Below are 19,447 nucleotides of genomic sequence, written 5' to 3' on the forward strand. Positions count from 1 at the left end.
GGAACCATGACGGCAGCCCCCTCTCCCTCATTCCTGTGCTTGTCACAGGAGTCCAGCGCGCCCAAGTCCTTGGGCGCCGGGGACTGTTTATCGGTCGGAAATGAGTTATTCACGGCGCGTACGCGCCGTGGCTGGATTCCTCTGACAAGCACAGGAATGAGGGATGCGGATATTGCCGAGGTCTCGGCTTGCCGCCGCGAGAACACGAGTTTCGCATCACCCGGCACCGCAGAGAACAAAACCGGCGCAAGCATCGGATAACCAGGCAAGATGCGGCGCGACCATGTCTGACCCCTATATTCTCTTCCGCGACGACGCGACCGGACAGGTGATGCTTTTCGCAGAGCCGGCTGAGATCATCGTTGCCAGGACGCGCGCCGAGTTCTTTGCAGGCCTTGCCCGGATGGAAGAGGCCAAGGCCGCAGGCAAATGGCTTGCCGGTTACATGGCCTATGAGGCCGGATACCTCTTCGAGGAAAAACTTGCTCCCTTCGCCGGGGAACATCGCGAGACCCCGCTCATCTGTTTCGGCGTCTTCGACGCTCCGCAGGCCGATACGCATCCGCTTGCCCAGCCAAAACAGCGCCTCGAAAACGAGGAATTCCTCACCGCCCCGAAAGCTGCCTGGGATTTCCCTATATATAAAGAGCGCTTCGACCGCCTCCACCAGCACCTGCGGCTCGGCGACGCCTATCAGGCGAACCTCACCATGCCGGTCGAGGCTCACTGGAACGGCGACCCTCGTGCCGCCTTTTGGTCGCTGATCGAACGCCAGCCGGTCAAATACGGCGCGCTGGTCGATCTCGGCGGCCCGGTCATCCTTTCGCGGTCGCCCGAACTTTTCTTCCGCACCGATGAAGAGGGCTGGATCGAGACCCATCCGATGAAGGGCACGGCAAAACGCGGCACCACTGCCGCCGAGGATGCCGAAATCATCGAGGCCATGCGCAGCGATATCAAGACGCAAGCGGAAAACCGTATGATCGTCGATCTCCTGCGCAACGATATCTCCCGCATCACCGAGGTCGGCACACTCGACGTCCCGAAGCTCTTCGACATCGAGACCTATCCGACCGTCCACCAGATGGTGAGCCATGTCCAGGCAAGGCTCCGTCCCGATCTTTCGATCTGCGACATCTTCTCCGCGCTCTTCCCCTGTGGTTCGATCACCGGCGCGCCAAAGATGCGGGCAATGGAAATCCTCCATGCGCTCGAGGATGTCCCGCGCGACGCCTATTGCGGCGCGATCGGCATGATCTCACCCACCGGCGCCATGCGTTTTTCCGTCGCCATCCGCACGATCACGCTTTTTCAGGGCGGCAGGGCCGTCTTCAATGTCGGCGGCGGCATCGTCTTCGATTCGACCGCCGAGGCCGAATATGAGGAATGCCTGCTCAAAGCCCGCTTCGCTGTCGGCGACCAATGGATTGCGCGATGATCGATTTTTCGTTGATCGAGACGCTGCGCTGGCAGCCCGGCGAGGGTTTCATCCGACTGCGTCTGCATCTCGCCCGGCTTTCCCGCTCCGCCCGTCGCCTTGGCTTCCCGCAACCGGTCGAGGCGGTAGCAAGGCTCGACGAAGCCGTTGCGGGTGCTGCCGGTCCGCTGCGCGTCCGCCTGACCTTCGACGCGCAAGGCCGCATCGAGGTGACGAGCGCCGCTTTCGTGCCCCTGGCGCCCGATACCACCTGGACCGTCCGCCTCGCCGAAACCCGTCTGAATTCCGCCGACAGGCTGCTGCGCGTCAAGACCACGCGCCGTGCCGTCTACGAGGCCGCACGGGCCGAATATAGGCCTGATGAGGCCGATGAAGTCATCCTTTTGAATGAACGCAATGAAGTCTGCGATGGCACCATCACCTCGATCTTCCTGGACGACGGAACCGGCGTTCTGCGCACTCCGCCGATCTCCTGCGGCCTGCTCGCCGGTGTGCTGCGCACCGAATTGATCTGCAACCGCAAGGCCCGCGTCGGCCGCATCACGCCTGCCGATCTCAATGCCGGCACGCTCTATATCGGCAATTCGCTGCGCGGCCTGATCCGCGCAAACCTCATCAGGAGCTGACCATGTTCATTCTCTCGCTCACCTATGTGAAACCCAACGATGAAGCCGACAGGCACATGGAACCGCACATGGCCTGGGTGAAGGAGGGTTTGCCAAGGGCTGGTTCCTCGCTTCCGGCCGCAAGGTGCCGCGCACCGGCGGCGTGATCCTCGCAATCGGCGATCGCGCTGCGATCGAGACCTATGTCGCCGCCGATCCCTTCACCATCCACGGCGTCGCCGAATACGACATCACCGAGCTTGCCGTAACGACCGCGGTCGAAGGGCTGGAAACCCTGAAGCGCTGAATTGACAGGAGCCGATCATGAATGATCTCGCCGCCCATCTGAAAGAGCTCGAGGAAAAACTCTTCGAGCCATCGGTTCGCGCCTCGCGGGAGATGCTGACTACGCTGCTCTCGCGCGATTTCCGTGAAATCGGCAGTTCCGGACGGCTCTATACCTTCGACGTCATTGTGCCCAGTCTTTTGGCCGAGCAACGGACGGGAACGTCCCGCGGCGAGCATTTCGAAACCCAAAGACTTGCGGAGCACATCGCGCTCGTCACCTACCGCGCCATTTACACAGACACCGACGGAAGCAAAATGCGGACGCTGCGCAGTTCCATCTGGCGGCTGGAAGAGGAGGGGCACTGGCGCATGCTCTTCCACCAGGGCACCGTCATTGGTTAAGCCAATCGATGCGGGCTGCCGATCCCAGGGCAGCCTCGCCGGCCCTATCGCCGCTCGATATTTGGCCTTTCCCCGTCAATGCTCTTTATTGTGACGTCGTTTTATGGTTAGAGCCGGTCACCTCGCACTCTCTGCGGCAATTTCAAAACAATTCTTCGGGCTGAACGCCTTCGTCGCCTTCCACAGGAGAAAAGAATGACGGAACAGAATTATCCGGTATATGCCGAAATTACCGGTCCGATCGTAATGATCGGCTTTGGCTCCATCGGCCGCGGCACCCTGCCCCTGATCGAGCGCCATTTCAAATTCGACAAGAGCCGGATGGTCGTCATCGACCCTCGTGAAGAGCCCTCCGACATGGAGATCCTGAAGAAGCACGGCGTTCGCCATATCAAGGAATATGTCACCAAGGACAATTACAAGGAACTGCTGAAGCCGCTGCTGACGGAAGGCGAAGGTCAGGGTTTCTGCGTCAACCTCTCGGTCGACACCTCCTCGCTCGACATCATCAAGCTCTGCCGTAAACTCGACGTTCCCTATGTCGACACCGTCGTCGAGCCCTGGCTCGGCTTCTATTTCGACAAGGGCATGAGCAATGCCGACCGCACCAACTATGCGCTGCGCGAAACCATGCGCAAGGAAAAGGCGAAGAACCCGGGCGGCGCCACCGCCGTCTCCACCTGCGGCGCCAATCCGGGCATGGTCTCCTGGTTCGTCAAGCAGGCGCTCGTCAACCTCGCCAACGACATCGGCCTCAAGTTCGAGGAGCCGGACCAGCATGATCGCGAAGGCTGGGCAAAGCTGATGAAGAAGGTCGGCGTCAAGGGCATTCACATCGCCGAGCGCGACACCCAGCGCACCAAGCATCCGAAGCCGCTCAACGTCTTCTGGAACACCTGGTCTGTCGAAGGCTTCATCTCTGAAGGCCTGCAGCCGGCTGAACTCGGCTGGGGCACGCATGAAGAGTGGATGCCGAAAAACGCCAAGAAGCACAAGAAGGGCAACAAGGCGGCGATCTACCTGGAGCAGCCGGGCGCCAACACCCGCGTGCGCACCTGGTGCCCGACGCCCGGCCCGCAATATGGCTTCCTCGTCACCCACAACGAGTCGATCTCGATCGCCGACTTTTTCACGGTCCGCGACAAGGACGGCGAAGTGACCTTCCGCCCGACCTGCCACTATGCCTACCATCCGGCCAACGACGCCGTGCTCTCGCTGCACGAGATGTTCGGCAATGGCGGTACGCCGCAGCCGGTCCATCACGTTCTCGACGAGGACGAATTAGAAGATGGCATCGACGAACTCGGCGTCCTGCTCTACGGCCACGAGAGGAATGCCTACTGGTATGGCTCGCGCCTGTCGCTGGAAGAAACCCGCAGCATCGCGCCCTATCAGAACGCCACCGGCCTGCAGGTGACCTCCGCCGTTCTCGCCGGCATGGTCTGGGCGCTGGAAAACCCGAATGCCGGCATCGTCGAAGCCGACGAGATCGATTACAAGCGCTGCCTCGAAGTGCAGATGCCCTATCTCGGCCCGGTCGAGGGCCACTATACCGATTGGACTCCGCTGGACGGCCGCCCGGGCCTCTTCCCCGAGGATATCGACACCAAGGATCCGTGGCAGTTCAGGAACATTCTCGTTCGCTGAGATTGTCTGCACGGCTTTGACAATGCCCGCCGCAAGGCGGGCATTTTTGTAACGCCGGCTGTCTAAATGCCGCTCGCCGCCCCACCAAGGCTTGCCTTCACGCCGGGCGCGCGCCATGTTTTGCCCGAACTTGGCGGCTGTCCGCCGCGCCGATTCGCCGGGAGAAGCCTTATGAAAATCAGAACTGGTCTCGTTCTTGTCGGTGCAGCGGCCGCTCTTGCCGCCTGCGTTTCATCAGAGCCGCGTCGCTTGCCGGTTGCAACCGCGCCCGCCGCCACTGGCGTCGAAGGCAACTGGAGCGATCCGAACGGCATCGTTTCCACCTTCCAGGGCGGTAGCTTCACCACCCGCACCACCGATAGCAACCAGCTTCTTGCCTCGGGCACCTATATCAATACCTCACCGACCCTGGTCGAGATCAACATGACCTCGCTGGTGCGCAAGACCCAGTCCAAGGTCAATTGCGCCCTCGTCAACCCGAGCCAGCTCAATTGCACCTCCGATTCCGGCGCACAGTTCACGCTTTCCCGCCGCGGCTGAAAGATGCGGCGATAGGCTAGACTAAGCACACCATGCGGGCCCTCGCCTCTTATCTCGTCCTGCTGCTCGCCATGCCGCTTGCGGCACTTGCGGTCGTTTCGCCGGCCAATGTCTATCGTGCCCAGGGCATCGCCGCTCCCGATTGCGACGGGCCGCTGCAGGTGCTGATCTTCGCCGTGCCTGCCGTCCTGATCTATGGCGCAGGCGCGCTCCTTGCCTATCGGGCCGGCCGGCGCTTTCATCGCCTCGTTTCCGTTCTCTGCTTGATCATCGCGCTCGCCACGGTTCCGAATATTGCCGAGGCCGTGCACGAACTTTATCGAAACGCCGCCGACGGCGAATGCCTGGGATAGGAACTCGGCTTTTTTCCCCTGCCCCCTTGGAAAGCGCCTCGCCTGGCCCAGCTTTCTCTTGCGGTCGTGCATCGTCTGATGGAACATCCGCAGGCCGGGAAACCGCCCCGGCGCACGATAAAAGGGATCGGCGAGGATCAGGGGGATCTTTCGCCTCAATCAGGAGAACAGGGATGACGAAGTCTTTCAGCTTCGGTCTTTTGACCGCGTCCATGCTAGCGCTGAGCGCGGGCGCCGCCTTTGCGGATTACGAACTCAATATTCTTCATATCAACGATTTCCATTCGCGCATCGAATCGATCAACAAATTCGACTCCACCTGCTCGGCCGAGGAGGAAGGCAAGAAGGAATGCTTCGGTGGTGCGGCCCGCCTGAAGACCGCGATCGACCAGCGCCGTCAGGCGCTATCCGGCAAGAACGTCCTCCTCCTCAATGCCGGCGACAATTTCCAGGGCTCGCTCTTCTACACGACCTACAAGGGGGCAGCCGAAGCCGAATTCCTGAACCTGATGAAGTTCGACGCCATGACCGTCGGCAACCATGAATTCGACGACAGCGAGGACGGGCTCGCGACCTTCCTCGACAAGGTACAGTTCCCTGTCGTGACGGCGAACGTCAAGGCGACAGCCGCCTCCAAGCTCGGCGACCGCATCAAGCCCTTTCTGGTGCTCGATGTCGGCGGCCAGAAGATCGGCATCGTCGGCGCCGTCACCAATGATACGGCAGAGCTTTCCTCTCCCGGCCCGAACGTCACGATCGCCGATGACGTCCAGAGCATTACTTCAGCCGTTCAGGATCTGAAGGGTCAGGGCGTCAACAAGATCATCGCGCTCACCCATGTCGGCTACCCCCGCGATCTCGCCCTGATCGCCAAGATCCCGGATGTCGATGTCGTCGTCGGAGGCCACTCCCACAGCCTGCTCTCCAACACCGACCCGAAGGCTGAAGGTCCGTATCCGACGATGGTCGACAATCCCGGCGGCTACAAGGTGCCGGTCGTCCAGGCTGCCTCCTACAGCAAGTATCTCGGCGATCTCGTCGTCAATTTCGACGATAGCGGCGTCGTCAAGGATGCCAAGGGCGATCCGATCCTGATCGATTCCACCTTCACGCCCGATCCGGCCGTCCTCACCCGTATCGCCGAACTGGCAAAACCGATCGAGGACCTGCGCAAAAAGGTGATCGGCTCTTCCGAAAGCCCGATCGAAGGTGACCGCAAGGTCTGCCGCGTCAAGGAATGCTCGATGGGCAATCTGGTGGCAGACGCCATGCTCGATCGCACTAAAAACCATGGCGTCACCATTGCCGTTCAGAACGGCGGCGGCCTGCGTGCGTCGATCGACGGCGGCGAGATCACCCAGGGCGAGGTCATCACCGTCCTGCCTTTCCAGAACACGCTCGCTACGTTTGAGCTGACCGGCGCAAACGTCGTCAAGGCGCTCGAAAACGGCGTCAGCCAGATCGACCAGGGCGCCGGCCGCTTCCCGCAGGTCGCCGGCCTGAAGTTCTCCTTCGACCAATCGAAGCCTGTCGACAGCCGTGTCAGCGACGTTCAGGTGAAGGACGGCGACAATTTCGCTCCGATCGACCCGGCTAAGACCTACAAGGTCGCCACCAACAACTTCATGCGGGGCGGCGGCGACGGCTATACGATCTTCAAGGAAGGCCAGAACGCCTATGATTTCGGCCCGGATCTTGCCGACGTGACGGCCGAATACGTCGCCGCGCATTCACCCTACAAGCCCTACACGGATGGCCGCGTCACGGAACTGGCGCAGGCAGCGCCTGCACCCTCCGCTTCCGAGTCGGCGCCTGCCGCACCTGCTGCTCCGACCCCCTCTACCGAACCCAGCCCTGCACCGGCTGCTCCTGCTCCATCCACCGAGCCGGCTCCCGCACCTGCTGCCCCGGCCCCAACAGCACCGGCTCCTGCACCCACTGCGGAACCGGCACCCGCACCGGCAGCCTCCACACCTGCCGCGACGACGCCTTCCACCCACGTCATCGCCGCGGGCGACACCTTCTGGGATCTCGCCGTGACCTTCTATGGCGACGGCACGCTGTGGCGGAAGCTTTCGGATGCCAATGGCAAGCCGAACCCGCGGCACTTGACGGTCGGCAAGGAGATCGAAGTCCCCGCCAAGTAAGACGATTTGTCTCGATGCCACTGGCCGGTCCGGGGTTTCCCGGGCCGGCTTTTCTTTCTATAGGGTGAACCACGATCTCCAGGCTGCGTATGAGCCGACGGGACAAATGAACGTTGGGGCCAGAATGACAGCAGATATTTCACTCCGCCCGGCCGATCATCCGGCCGTCAAATTTGGTAAGGTCGGTGTGCTGCTGGTCAATCTCGGCACGCCTGACGGCACTGATTATACCTCGATGCGCCGCTATCTCAGGGAATTCCTGACCGATCGCCGCGTCATCGAATGGTCGCCCTGGAAGTGGTATCCGATCCTGTTCGGCATCGTGCTCAACACCCGCCCGCAGAAGGTCGGTAAGGCCTATGAGCTGATCTGGAACAAGGAGAAGAACGAAAGTTATCTGCGCACCTACACCCGCAACCAGTCGGAACTGATAGCCGAGCGCCTGAAGGATCTTGATAACGTCAAGGTAGACTGGGCGATGCGCTACGGCACGCCGTCGATCGCCTCGCGCATCGACGCGCTGAAAGAAGAAGGCTGCGACCGGATTGTGCTCTTCCCGCTCTATCCGCAATATGCGGCGGCGACGACCGCCACCGTCAACGACAAGGCCTTCCAGAAGCTGCTCTCGATGCGCTGGCAGCCGGCGCTACGCACCGTTCCCGCCTATCATGACGACGAGACTTATATCGAAGCGCTCGCCACATCCGTCGAGAGGCATCTTTCGACCCTCGACTGGAAGCCCGAGATGCTGCTCGCCTCCTTCCACGGCATACCGATGTCCTATTTCAAGCAGGGCGATCCCTACTACTGTCAATGCCAGAAGACCGGCCGGCTGCTGCGCGAGCGGCTCGGGCTCACCAAAGAAAACTTCATGGTGACCTTCCAGTCCCGCTTCGGGCCGGAGGAATGGCTGCAGCCTTACACCGACAAGACGGTGGAGAAGCTCGCCAAGGACGGCGTCAAACGCATCGCCGTCATCAATCCCGGCTTCGTCTCCGACTGTCTGGAGACGCTGGAGGAGATCGCCGAACAGGCCGCCCACTCCTTCCACGAAAACGGCGGCGAGAAGTTCGCGCATATCCCCTGCCTCAACGATGGCGAGGACGGCATGAAGGTGCTGGAAAAGGTCGTCCGCCGCGAATTGCAGGGCTGGATCTAGGAAACCATCTTCAGAAAATTACGCCGCACGGATAGTCGGCGACGACCCGACGGACCTTACCCTCCTTTCGCTTGGAAGGTGCGGCAGGCGTGCGTCATTTCCTCCTCGCAAAGAACATGCTAACTCACCACATCAGTGGTGTAGGTGGGCGCGAATGCGCCGATAGGAGGAATTTTTCATGCTGTTCGGCGGCTTCGACATCGTCGTGATCGTGCTGGTCATCTTCGTCATCCTGGTGCTCTTTGCCGGGATCAAGACCGTGCCGCAGGGCTACCGCTATACGATCGAGCGCTTCGGGCGTTATACCCGCACGCTGGAGCCAGGCCTCAACCTCATCACACCCTTCATCGAGCGCGTCGGCGCCAAGTTGAATGTGATGGAGCAGGTGCTGAACGTGCCGACCCAGGAGGTGATCACCAAGGATAATGCCTCGGTTTCGGCCGATGCGGTCTCCTTCTATCAGGTGCTAAACGCCGCCCAGGCTGCCTATCAGGTCTCCAACCTCGAAAACGCCATCCTCAATCTCACCATGACCAACATCCGCTCGGTCATGGGTTCGATGGATCTCGACGAACTGCTCTCCAACCGCGATGCGATCAACGACCGGCTGTTGCGCGTCGTCGACGAAGCCGTGCATCCCTGGGGCATCAAGGTCACCCGCGTCGAGATCAAGGACATTCAGCCGCCGCGCGACCTCGTCGATGCGATGGCCCGCCAGATGAAGGCCGAGCGCGAGAAGCGCGCCCAGGTACTGGAGGCCGAAGGCTCGCGCAATGCGCAGATTCTGAGGGCCGAAGGCGCAAAGCAATCCGCCATCCTGCAGGCCGAAGGCCAGCGCGAGGCTGCCTTCCGCAACGCCGAAGCCCGCGAACGCCTGGCCGAGGCCGAAGCCAAGGCGACGAAGATGGTTTCGGAAGCGATCGCCGCCGGCGATATTCAGGCGATCAACTATTTCGTCGCTCAGAAATATACCGAGGCGCTCACCTCGATCGGTTCGGCGCCCAATTCCAAGATCGTGATGATGCCAATGGAAGCCTCTTCCATCCTGAGCTCGCTCGGTGGTATCGGCGCCATTGCCCGCGAAGTCTTCGGCGATGCCGGTAACGGCCCGTCAACGCCGCTGCCTGTGCCGCCGCGTCCACGTCCCGCACCGGCGCGCTCGACACCGCCGATCAATCCATCGACCCCCAATCCCTTCAATCCCGAGCAGGAGCGTTAAGCCATGCTGGCGAAGATCGTCGCCGAACTCGGTCCGTGGAGCTGGTGGGTCGCGGGCCTCGTGCTGCTCGCCGCGGAAATGATCGTTCCCGGCTTCTTCCTGGTTTGGATTGGCCTTGCCGCCTTGATCGTCGGCGCGCTGTCGCTGCTTTTCTGGGACAGCGCCTTCTGGGTCTGGGAGTTGCAGGCAATCCTTTTTGCGCTTTTCGCCGTTGCCGCGACCTTCGCCGGCCGCCGGCTGACACTGCGCAATGCCACCACCGACGAGCCCTTTCTCAATCAGCGCGGCGCCAGCCTCGTCGGCCGCACCGCAACACTGCACGAACCGATCCGCGAAGGCCGCGGCCGCATCCGTCTCGACGATACGCTATGGCAGGTGATGGGACCCGACCTGCCCGTCGGAACACAGGTGAAAGTGGTTTCGAGCAACGGCCGCGACCTGATGGTCGAGCCGGTCTGATCAAATAACTCTGAACAAACGAACCTGATCAGGCGACGCCGATCCGCAGCAGGTCGTGGAAATGCACCAGCCCGACCGGCCGGCGGTCGTCGTCGATGACGATCAGCGCGCCGATATGATGCTGGTTGAGCAGCGCCAGGGCCGCGGTCGCCAGCACCGTCGGCTTCACCGTCTTCGGCGTCCGCGTCATGATGTCGTCGACGGTAAGCTCGGCAAGATTGCGCGTCAGGTTGCGCGCCATGTCGCCTTCGGTGACGATGCCGCAGAGCCGCCCATCCTCATCAAGCACGCCGACGCAGCCGAAGTGCTTGCGCGACAGCACCGTGATCGCCTCCGGCATCGGTGTACCCTTGGCAACGAGCGGCAGCCGCTCGCCGGTATGCATGACATCGGCGACATGCATCAGGCTCGCGCCCAGCTTGCCGCCCGGATGGAAGACGTGGAAATCCGTGGCGGTAAAGCCGCGCGCCTCCAGGAGCGCCACCGCCAGCGCGTCGCCGATGGCAAGCTGCATCAGCGTCGAGGTCGTCGGCGCCAGCCCATTGGGGCAGGCCTCCTGTTCATTCGGCATCAGAAGGACGATATCGGCGGCGGCGGCGAGCGAGGAGCCTTCGCTGCAGGTGATCGCGATCAGCGGAATGGAGAAGCGCCGCGTGAAGGAAATGATGCTCTTGAGCTCGGCGCTTTCGCCACCTTTGGAAATCGCCAGCACGACGTCGTCGCGCGCGATCATGCCGAGATCGCCGTGATTGGCCTCCGCCGCATGCACGAAAAAGGCAGGCGTTCCGGTCGAAGCGAATGTCGCCGCGAGCTTGGCGCCGATATGCCCGCTCTTGCCGACGCCGGTGACGATGACGCGCCCGGAGATGTCGCCGATCACTTCGACCGCCCGTGTGAAAGGACCGGCCAAGCCATTGTCAAAAGCCTGTTCGAGCGCTTCAAGACCGCGTCTTTCGGTCTCTATCGTGCGTTTTGCCGATTCGAGCACGCTGTTTTCAACGAGGTTGATCGCTCTTCTGTTCATGAAATTGCGTTAGACCTTTTCACTTTCCAAGTCCACCCCGCACTCTTTCCGACCCGCAGTCTTTCCGACCCGCACTCTTTCCGAATTGTGAACAGCGCCCGCCGCCGGCAACGAATGGTTAACCACAAGGCTTTACCTTTGGGTAAGAACCGAAAGCATGTCAGGCGCGAATTGCATGGGCCAGCCAAAACAGACGAGCAGTGTGACGCCGCTCCGCGCCATGAGCCGTGCCGTCTCCTTTACCGTGCTGGGTGGCCTGCTTCTCAGCCAGACAGCAGCCTTCGCGCAGTCCGCCTTGCCGCAGCCGGCAAACGGTCGCTCCGCCGCCTCCCAGGATAACCGCGCCACCAACAACGCCGCATCCGCCGCCGGCTTCGATGACGAGACCGGCGATAGCGCCACTCCTGCGGCAAACGACGCGACTGAGAACGCGGATGATAGCCAGCAGCGGCCGGCCATACCGGATGCACAAGCCGGCGACGACATTACCGGTTCCATCCTCGACGAGGACATACGCCGGCTGAACACCCGTGAAGCGCCGCTCGACGAGACACTGCCACGCCGCAGGGTTGCCGAAAGCGCCTCGACAGAGGAGACGCCGGGAATCCCGATCGGCACGTTTGTGCTCCGCCCGAGCGTCACCCAGAGCATCAACACCGAAACCACCAAGGACGGCAATACCAGGCAGCGGCGCGCCTTTCTCGAAACGGATGCGGCAGCGACCCTGACTTCCGACTGGGGCCGGCACCAGCTGACCGTCACCTCCGAAGGCGCCTGGCAGAGGAATATCAGCGGCGAGGGCGAGGAGCAGCCTTCCTTTAAAATCAACAGCGATCTTAGGCTGGATCTTCCCGACGAGACGACCGCGCACCTGACCGCTGGCTATAATTTCTACCGTGAAGATACGGACGATCCCGACGCCATCGCCGACGCCGCACAGCAGTCGGACGTGCAGGAATTTTCGGCCGGCGCCTCCGTCCAACGCGATTTCGGCATCCTGCGCGGCACGACGGCACTGGCGCTGACCCGCTCGATCTATTCGGATGCCAAGCTTGCGAACGGCACCACCGTCGCCCTCAGCGACCGTAACCAGACGACGGGCACACTGCGCGGCCGCGTCGGCTACGAACTGTCTCCCGCGCTCATCCCCTTCATCGAGGCGACGATCGGCCGTTCGGTCTATGACGAAACCCGCGACTCCGCCGGTTACGAGCGCTCCGGCCATAGCTATGGCGCCAAGGCAGGCGTCGAGGTCGATCTCGGTGAAAAGCTGAAGGGTGAAGTCGGCGTCGGCTACGAGATGGCAGATTTCGAAGACAGCCGCCTGTCCTCGATCGATACCGCCACGCTCGATGCGAGCCTGCTCTGGTCGCCGATCCGCGGCACCGATGTCAATCTCGACCTGCAGACGAGCATCCAACCCTCGACCACGGCAGGCGAAAGCGGCTACGTCTCACACGCGCTGACGACGACGGTCACCCACCAGCTGCGCGACAACCTGGTCGGGACGATGATCGGCGGGGTGATATGGCGCGATTATCCCACGGACAGCACCATCAACGACGAGCTCGTCTATACCGCCGCGACCGGCCTGACCTGGAACATCAACCGCTATCTCGATCTGACCAGCACGCTCGGCTACGAGTTGACGACGCGCAAGGAAGGCAGCGACTCGCAGCAATGGCGAGCCGGCGTCGGTCTCAAGCTGAAACGCTAAGAATGTCGGAAAATAGAGCGCCGCGTATCCCTTAGGACACGCGGCGCTCTATCACATTGAATCTACGACTTATTTCAGGCCCGCAAGCAATTCCCTGAAGCCGCCTTCGACGGAGGGGCGGATATCGGCGCGTTCGAGGGCGAAGGCGACGTTTGCCAGGATGAAGCCGTCCTTGGCGCCGCAATCGTAAGTCGCGCCGCGGAAGTGGTAACCGGCGAAATCCTGTTCCTTCAGCAGCTTCAGCATGCCGTCGGTGAGCTGGATCTCGTTGCCGGCGCCGCGCTCCTGGGTTTCGAGGATCTTGAAGATCTCAGGCTGCAGGATATAGCGGCCGTTGATGAAGAAGTTGGAAGGCGCCGTCCCCTTGGCAGGCTTTTCCACCATGCCGGTGATGCGGAAGCCGTCGCCGATCGCCTCGCCGACGCCGACGATGCCGTATTTATGCGCCTGGTCCGGCGCGCATTCCTCGACGGCGATGATATTGCCGCCGCTCTGGGCATAGAGGTCGATCATGCCCTTCATGCAGCCCTTGTCGCCCTTCATGATCATATCGGGAAGCAGCAGTGCGAAGGGCTCGTCGCCGACGATCTCACGGGCGCACCACACGGCATGGCCGAGGCCGAGCGGCTCCTGCTGGCGGGTGAAGCTCACCGTGCCTGCCTTCGGCAATTGCTGGGCGAGAAGCGTAATTTCCGCCTTCTTGGCGCGCTCGCGCAGCGTCTGCTCCAGCTCGAAATGAATGTCGAAATAATCTTCGATGACGTGCTTGTTGCGTCCGGTGACGAAGACGAGATGTTCAATCCCGGCTTCGATCGCCTCATCGACGACATATTGAATGATTGGCTTGTCGACGACGGTCAACATTTCCTTCGGAACAGCCTTTGTCGCCGGCAGGAATCGCGTTCCCAACCCGGCAACCGGAAATACTGCTTTACGAACTTTGTTGTGTTGAGCCACACCCGGCCTCCTGCTTCGATCATATCGCATTGGAAATGGAGTTTTTTAGCTTTAACTAGTATAGAATTGCTACTGTTTTGCAAATGGTGACCGCAGCGGATCGCCATGGTAAAGAATTTGTTGACTCCGTTCCTGTAGTCTCGGGTCTGGGCGGAAATGATGCCCCGCTGCACCAGAAACTGAAGATGACGGATACGACTGTCGATGACCCAGAATCACAAAAACTCCCTTCGTGGTCTTGCTCTCGCCCTCATTGTCGCTGCCCAGGTGGCACTGGTCCCCGACAACGCGAAAGCTGATTCCCGCTTCCAGAAATGGATCGCGGATTTTTACCAGACTGCCGCTCAGAGTGGCATCAGTAAGGCAACCTATCAAAAGGCCTTTTCCGGGGTGAGCGAGCCCGATCCGACCGTGCTCGAAAAGGCGGCCTACCAGCCGGAATTCACCTCGAAGATCTGGGACTATGTCGATTCCCGCGTCAACCCCTATACGGTCAAAATCGGCCGCGAGATGGCCGCCAAACACGCAAGGACGCTCGCTGCGATCGAGCAGCGTTTCGGCGTCGACAAGACCATTTTGCTGGCCATCTGGTCGATGGAATCGAATTACGGCGCGGTTCTCGACAAGGACGACCGGCTGCACTACGTGCCGCGCGCCCTGGCCACGCTTGCCTATGCCGATCCGAGCCGCGCCAAATTCGCCAAGAAGCAGTTGGTCGCCGCGCTAAAGATCCTGCAGAACGGCGATGTGCCGGCACGCGAGATGACCGGCTCCTGGGCCGGCGCCATGGGCCACACCCAGTTCATCCCGACAAGCTACCTGCTTTATGCCGTCGATGCCGACGGCAACGGCCATCGCGATATCTGGAACTCGATCCCCGACGCGCTGGCGACCTCGGCCAATCTCCTGATGAAGAACGGCTGGGACACCGGCAAGACCTGGGGTTACGAGGTCGTCGTTCCCGCTGCAGTCGCCAAGCAGGCCGGCAAGACCCATACACTGGCCCAATGGGCGGCACTCGGCCTGACCCGCCCGAACGGCAAGGCCTTCCGCGAGAGCGCCACCAAAGCCATGCTGAAGATGCCGGCCGGAGCTGGCGGCCCAGGCTTCCTGATGACCGCCAACTTCTTCACCATCAAGAACTACAATGCCTCGGACAGCTACGCGCTTGCTGTCGGCCTGCTGGCCGACCAGATCGCCGGCTACGGCGGGATGCAGCAGCGCTGGCCGCGCCCGGACGGCGCACTCGATATCACCGAGAAATTCGAGCTGCAGACCCGTTTGAAGACGCTCGGCTATTACAGTGGCGAGGTCGACGGCAATTTCGGCTCGGGTTCGAAGGCGGCGATATCAGCCGTGCAGTCTCGCATCGGCATGCAGCCGGACGGCGAGCCCTCGCTGCCGCTTCTGAACGCACTGCGCCGCTAGATCAGGATGATTTTAGGCCCGATCGGCCTAAAATCTGAATCCTGATCTAAATCAAAGAAGTAGAGCATGATGTCGTCCGAAAACCGCGCACACTTTTCGGCATCATGCTCTAGAGTTTGCGTCGGTTCGGGAATCATGCAGGGCGCTTCAAGTCTTTGTCTCATGCAGGTCGCCCCGTCCTGGCGCACGGTTTTGGCGAACCAGCATTGGAAGCGGCAGAACCGTGACCTAGATATTAGTGGGAGTGGACGCTGGCCTGCCCTGCGTGCAAGATGCCGGCAGATGCGGAACTGCCCATGACGAAGAAAATTGATCGGACCCGTAAAATCCGTTGGCTCGTGCTCGCCTTGGCGGCGGCTTCGCTATGCCTTGGCGTGTCTGCGCCGGTGCATGTCGCCGAAGCCCAGGAGCAGCGCTATCAGCGCCGGTCGATCTTCGATTTCTTCCTTGGCCGGCGCTATCTCGACGACGGCCCGCAGGCCCCTGACGTCCAGCAGCCGCGACGCCAGCAGCGCAAACGCCCGCCAGCGCAGAAAGCCATCGTCAATACCCGCACTGCGCCGCCGGTCCGCGCTCCCGTCGAGGAGGAGCCGGCCGTACAGAAACTTGGCGACGCCCGAAAGATCCTGATCGTCGGCGATTTTCTGGCCAGCGGCCTCGGCGACGGCCTCACGGCCGCCTTCGAGACCTCGCCGGGTGTCGTCGTCGAAGCCCGCGGCAACGTCTCATCGGGTCTTGTCCGCGACGATTATTATGACTGGCCGGAACAGCTGCCGAAGATGATCGACGAGCTGAAGCCGGCAATGGTCGTCGTCATGATCGGTGCCAACGACCGCCAGCAGATGGTGACCGACACCGCCAAGGAAAAATTCCGCACCGATGGCTGGTTCACCGAATACCGCCGTCGCGTGCTTTCCTTCGGCAAGGAGGTCACTGACCGCAAGATCCCGCTGCTCTGGGTCGGTCTTCCTGCCTTCGAATCCGATTCGATGACGGCCGATGCCGTTCAGATGAACCAGCTCTACCGCAACCAGGTCGAAAGCGTCGGCGGTGAATTCGTCGATATCTGGGATGGTTTCGTCGACGAAAACGGCAACTTCATCGTCACCGGTTCGGATGTGAACGGCCAGCAGGTGCGCCTGCGCACCTCCGATGGCATCAACCTTACCCAGGCTGGCCGGCGCAAGCTTGCCTTCTATGTGGAAAAACCGGCCCGGCGTCTTCTCGGCACCCAGGCGAGCCCGGATCTGGTCCGCCTCGACTCCAGCAATCTGCCCGGCCTCGGCCTTCCCGCCAATCCGGTCGAACATACCGTGCCGATCAGCCTCTCCGATCCCAATCTCGACGGCGGCGCCGAGCTTCTCGGCGCCAGGCCGCCGCCTGTGGCTTTGACACGGTCGCCGCGCGACCTGCTGGTCGAGCAGGGCGAAATGACGCCAGCACCTCCCGGCCGCGTTGACGATTACCGCCTGCCTGCCGTAAAGGCGCCGGCCGAAGTCTCGGTCAAATAAAGGTTGCGCGAGGCTGCCCTCCACTTCGTCCCGTTTACTTCGCCGTCGCCTGCGGCCAGCTCAGATAATAGTAGTTCGCGCCGATCAAGCCAAAAAAAGCATGGCTGTCGTTCGTCTGGTCGACGTAGCTGCCGTTTTCCTTGACGAAGGCGCCGTTGGCGCCACGCTCCAGATGCGCATCGAGGAAGTCGCTCCAGCCGCTGACATCGATATCCTGGCCGGCCTTGCTCTCCGTGTCCGCCTCGTCGGCATCGGCGACATCCCAGGCGTTGATCGATACGCCCTGTGTCGGATCGGTGATGGTCAGCGTGCCCGCTTCGAGGGCGGCCAGCATGTCATGGGCCTTGCCGCTCTCGCCCTCGGCCGCGGCCGCATCCTGCAGCTGCTGCTTCAGCATAGACATGAAGGAGGCGCTGGTGACGTCGGCGCCGTCACCCGTTGTGTCGGACTCATCAGACGTGTCGCTTTGGGCCGAAAGCGTATCGAGCAGCCCGGAAAGGGCCTGGTTGGAAAGAAGCGAGGAAGAGCTCGGATCGAGCCCGTAGCTGCTCAGAATGCTGGCGGCCGACGAACTCTGCATATCCTGCGCGCTGTCGTCGGAGCCGCGAAGGTTTTTCAGGGCATATTGGGCCGAAACCAGCCGCGTGCTGTCAAGTGCGGAAACCATTTGAAAATCCTTGTCGATCATTCGCGGCCTTGCGTCGCGGCCGACGGTGAAATGCGCTGTCGCCAAAACGGCGGGGCACCTCCGCTTCGGTCGCCGCTGGCTGCTTCTCAGCCCGCGTCCGGCGAAAATCTCGCTTCCCGACATTGCCTGAGGCTTGCGGCGCAAGGCCTCCGCGTCAAGCGGTCGCACCACAGCGCGGCGCGCCAAGAAAAAACTCCGCCGGAGGGGCGGAGTTTCGTGTCTTCGAGAGGGTGTGCAGCCGACGGTCAGTTCGGCAGGACGGTCGAGCCCATTAGATCCTCGTCGATGGCGCGCGCTGCCTGCCGGCCTTCACGGATCGCCCAGACCACCAGCGACTGGCCGCGGCGCACGTCACCCGCCGTCCAGAACTTGTCGATCGAAGTCTTGTAGTCGCGGTCGTTGGCGACGACGTTGGTCGAGCCGCGCTTGTCGGTGTTGAGCGTCAGCTTGCCGTCGAGTTCCTTCAGCACGCTGCCGGTGAACGGGCCACGGAAACCGATGGCGATGAAGGCGAGATCGGCCCGGATGACGAATTCCGTGCCCGGAACCGGCCGCCGGCGCTCGTCGACCTCACAGCACTTGACGCCGGTCAGCACGCCGTCTTCGCCGACGAATTCAAGAGTGGCCACCTGGAATTCACGCACCGCGCCCTCGGCCTGCGAGGAGGAGGTGCGCATCTTCGTCGCCCAGAAGGGCCAGACGGCAAGTTTGTCTTCCTTTTCCGGCGGCTGCGGCCGGATGTCGAGCTGGGTGACCCTGACGGCCCCCTGGCGGAACGCCGTGCCGACGCAGTCCGAAGCCGTATCGCCGCCGCCGACGACGACGATATGTTTGGCGCCGGCAAGGATCGGATCCGACGGCCAGCCGACGCTGTCGATGTTTTCACGCCCGACCCGGCGGTTCTGCTGCACCAGATAGGGCATCGCATCATGCACGCCCACAAGGTCGGTGCCCGGAATGCCCGCCTCGCGCGGCGTCTCGGAGCCGCCGCAGTAAAGCACGGCGTCGTGATCGGCGAGCAACTGCTCGACCTTGACGTCGACGCCGATATTGACGCCGCAATGGAAGGTGACGCCCTCACCCTTCATCTGCTCGACGCGGCGGTCGATGAAGTTCTTCTCCATCTTGAAATCGGGAATGCCGTAACGCAGCAGTCCGCCCGGCTTGGTCTCGCGCTCGTAGAGATGCACCTCGTGGCCGGCGCGGCCGAGCTGCTGGGCGGCCGCCATGCCGGCGGGGCCGGAGCCGATGACGGCAACCTTCTTGCCGGTATGGACCGTGGCCGGCTGCGGCCGGATGAAGCCGAGTTCATAGGCCTTGTCGGCAATTGCCTGTTCGACCGTCTTGATGGCGACCGGCGCATCCTCGAGATTCAACGTGCAGGCTTCCTCGCAGGGCGCCGGGCAGACACGACCGGTGAACTCAGGAAAGTTGTTGGTCGAGTGTAGGTTCTGGATCGCCGCTTCCCAGTTGTTGTTGTAGACGAGGTCGTTCCAATCGGGAATCTGGTTGTGAACAGGACAGCCGGTCGGGCCGTGGCAATAGGGGATGCCACAGTCCATGCAGCGGGCTGCCTGTTTCTGCACTTCCGGGTCCGACATCGGGATCGTGAACTCACGGAAATGACGGATACGATCCGACGCCGGCTGGTACTTCGCCACCTGCCGGTCGATTTCCAGAAACCCTGTTACCTTACCCATATCTTCGTCCCTTACCCTCATGACCGCCTCACCGCAGCCAATCTGTCTATCGTCAGTCCCGGTACCCGGGGCAAGTTGCTTGTCTTGACCGTCATTGGACCATATCCCCTGGAAGACATCCGGCGATCTGAACAGCTTTCGCCGTCGGCGTAATCGTCACAAGTC

General features: G+C 61.8%; 17 protein-coding genes and 1 pseudogene. 14 read left to right on the forward strand and 4 right to left on the reverse strand.

What is annotated here, in order from left to right; translation table 11 throughout:
- Positions 1 to 283 precede the first annotated feature (283 nt).
- The 11 genes and pseudogenes from AC25BC_RS18215 (at position 284) to AC25BC_RS18265 (ending at position 10,257) form a co-directional block, all read left to right on the forward strand.
- The gene (locus AC25BC_RS18215) at positions 284 to 1,438 is read left to right on the forward strand and encodes an aminodeoxychorismate synthase component I (RefSeq protein WP_012758933.1); all 1,155 of its coding nucleotides are present in this window, start codon (positions 284 to 286) and stop codon (positions 1,436 to 1,438) included.
- Positions 1,435 to 2,064, forward strand: a complete 630-nt coding sequence (locus tag AC25BC_RS18220) for an aminotransferase class IV family protein (RefSeq protein WP_012758934.1) — start codon at positions 1,435 to 1,437, stop codon at positions 2,062 to 2,064. Before AC25BC_RS18215 ends, AC25BC_RS18220 begins: the two co-directional genes overlap by 4 nt.
- A gap of 2 nt (positions 2,065 to 2,066) precedes the next feature.
- A pseudogene (locus AC25BC_RS18225) lies at positions 2,067 to 2,350 on the forward strand (YciI family protein).
- Positions 2,351 to 2,367: 17 nt separating this feature from the next.
- Entirely contained in the window at positions 2,368 to 2,733 is a 366-nt protein-coding gene (locus AC25BC_RS18230) for a nuclear transport factor 2 family protein (RefSeq protein WP_128438530.1), read from the forward strand.
- Positions 2,734 to 2,928: 195 nt separating this feature from the next.
- The gene (locus AC25BC_RS18235) at positions 2,929 to 4,380 is read left to right on the forward strand and encodes a homospermidine synthase (protein ID WP_012758936.1); all 1,452 of its coding nucleotides are present in this window, start codon (positions 2,929 to 2,931) and stop codon (positions 4,378 to 4,380) included.
- 171 nt (positions 4,381 to 4,551) lie between these two features.
- Positions 4,552 to 4,920 carry an outer membrane lipoprotein Omp10 gene (omp10, locus tag AC25BC_RS18240; protein WP_012758937.1) on the forward strand — a complete coding sequence of 123 codons (369 nt, stop codon included), beginning with the start codon at positions 4,552 to 4,554 and terminating at the stop codon, positions 4,918 to 4,920.
- A gap of 32 nt (positions 4,921 to 4,952) precedes the next feature.
- Positions 4,953 to 5,273, forward strand: coding sequence for a hypothetical protein (locus tag AC25BC_RS18245; protein WP_012758938.1), 321 nt, complete (start codon positions 4,953 to 4,955; stop codon positions 5,271 to 5,273).
- Positions 5,274 to 5,446: 173 nt separating this feature from the next.
- A complete protein-coding gene (locus AC25BC_RS18250; RefSeq protein WP_128438531.1) occupies positions 5,447 to 7,420 on the forward strand; it encodes a bifunctional metallophosphatase/5'-nucleotidase in 1,974 nt (657 codons plus the stop codon).
- 124 nt (positions 7,421 to 7,544) lie between these two features.
- Positions 7,545 to 8,579 carry a ferrochelatase gene (hemH, locus tag AC25BC_RS18255; RefSeq protein ID WP_041935574.1) on the forward strand — a complete coding sequence of 345 codons (1,035 nt, stop codon included), beginning with the start codon at positions 7,545 to 7,547 and terminating at the stop codon, positions 8,577 to 8,579.
- A 178-nt stretch (positions 8,580 to 8,757) separates the two neighbouring features.
- On the forward strand, positions 8,758 to 9,798 hold the full coding sequence (locus AC25BC_RS18260; protein WP_012758941.1) for an SPFH domain-containing protein: 1,041 nt from the start codon (positions 8,758 to 8,760) through the stop codon (positions 9,796 to 9,798).
- Positions 9,799 to 9,801: 3 nt separating this feature from the next.
- The gene (locus tag AC25BC_RS18265) at positions 9,802 to 10,257 is read left to right on the forward strand and encodes an NfeD family protein (RefSeq protein ID WP_017995154.1); all 456 of its coding nucleotides are present in this window, start codon (positions 9,802 to 9,804) and stop codon (positions 10,255 to 10,257) included.
- 28 nt (positions 10,258 to 10,285) lie between these two features.
- Here the strand turns inward: AC25BC_RS18265 and AC25BC_RS18270 are convergent, their stop codons facing one another.
- Positions 10,286 to 11,281 carry a KpsF/GutQ family sugar-phosphate isomerase gene (locus AC25BC_RS18270; RefSeq protein ID WP_017995155.1) on the reverse strand — a complete coding sequence of 332 codons (996 nt, stop codon included), beginning with the start codon at positions 11,279 to 11,281 and terminating at the stop codon, positions 10,286 to 10,288.
- Between the two features lie 175 nt (positions 11,282 to 11,456).
- Here AC25BC_RS18270 and AC25BC_RS18275 point away from each other — a divergent pair, with 175 nt between their 5' ends.
- Complete coding sequence (locus AC25BC_RS18275; protein WP_128438532.1) at positions 11,457 to 12,998, forward strand: outer membrane beta-barrel protein; 1,542 nt, start codon at positions 11,457 to 11,459, stop codon at positions 12,996 to 12,998.
- A gap of 69 nt (positions 12,999 to 13,067) precedes the next feature.
- Here AC25BC_RS18275 and galU read toward each other — a convergent pair whose 3' ends face one another.
- Complete coding sequence (gene galU, locus AC25BC_RS18280; protein WP_003542870.1) at positions 13,068 to 13,955, reverse strand: UTP--glucose-1-phosphate uridylyltransferase GalU; 888 nt, start codon at positions 13,953 to 13,955, stop codon at positions 13,068 to 13,070.
- Between the two features lie 204 nt (positions 13,956 to 14,159).
- Between galU and AC25BC_RS18285 the strand changes: the two genes are divergently transcribed.
- Together AC25BC_RS18285 and AC25BC_RS18290 are read left to right on the forward strand one after the other, a co-directional pair.
- Positions 14,160 to 15,383: a lytic murein transglycosylase gene (locus tag AC25BC_RS18285; protein WP_128438533.1), complete on the forward strand. Its 1,224-nt coding sequence runs from the start codon at positions 14,160 to 14,162 to the stop codon at positions 15,381 to 15,383.
- Positions 15,384 to 15,655: 272 nt separating this feature from the next.
- Entirely contained in the window at positions 15,656 to 16,894 is a 1,239-nt protein-coding gene (locus AC25BC_RS18290) for an SGNH/GDSL hydrolase family protein (RefSeq protein WP_206642364.1), read from the forward strand.
- A 34-nt stretch (positions 16,895 to 16,928) separates the two neighbouring features.
- Here the strand turns inward: AC25BC_RS18290 and AC25BC_RS18295 are convergent, their stop codons facing one another.
- Both AC25BC_RS18295 and AC25BC_RS18300 read right to left on the reverse strand, forming a co-directional pair.
- Positions 16,929 to 17,561, reverse strand: a complete 633-nt coding sequence (locus AC25BC_RS18295) for a hypothetical protein (protein WP_113547291.1) — start codon at positions 17,559 to 17,561, stop codon at positions 16,929 to 16,931.
- Positions 17,562 to 17,827: 266 nt separating this feature from the next.
- Positions 17,828 to 19,282 carry a glutamate synthase subunit beta gene (locus AC25BC_RS18300; protein ID WP_128438535.1) on the reverse strand — a complete coding sequence of 485 codons (1,455 nt, stop codon included), beginning with the start codon at positions 19,280 to 19,282 and terminating at the stop codon, positions 17,828 to 17,830.
- Positions 19,283 to 19,447: the final 165 nt, after the last annotated feature.

The sequence above is a fragment of the Rhizobium sp. WSM409 genome, from assembly GCF_057653825.1.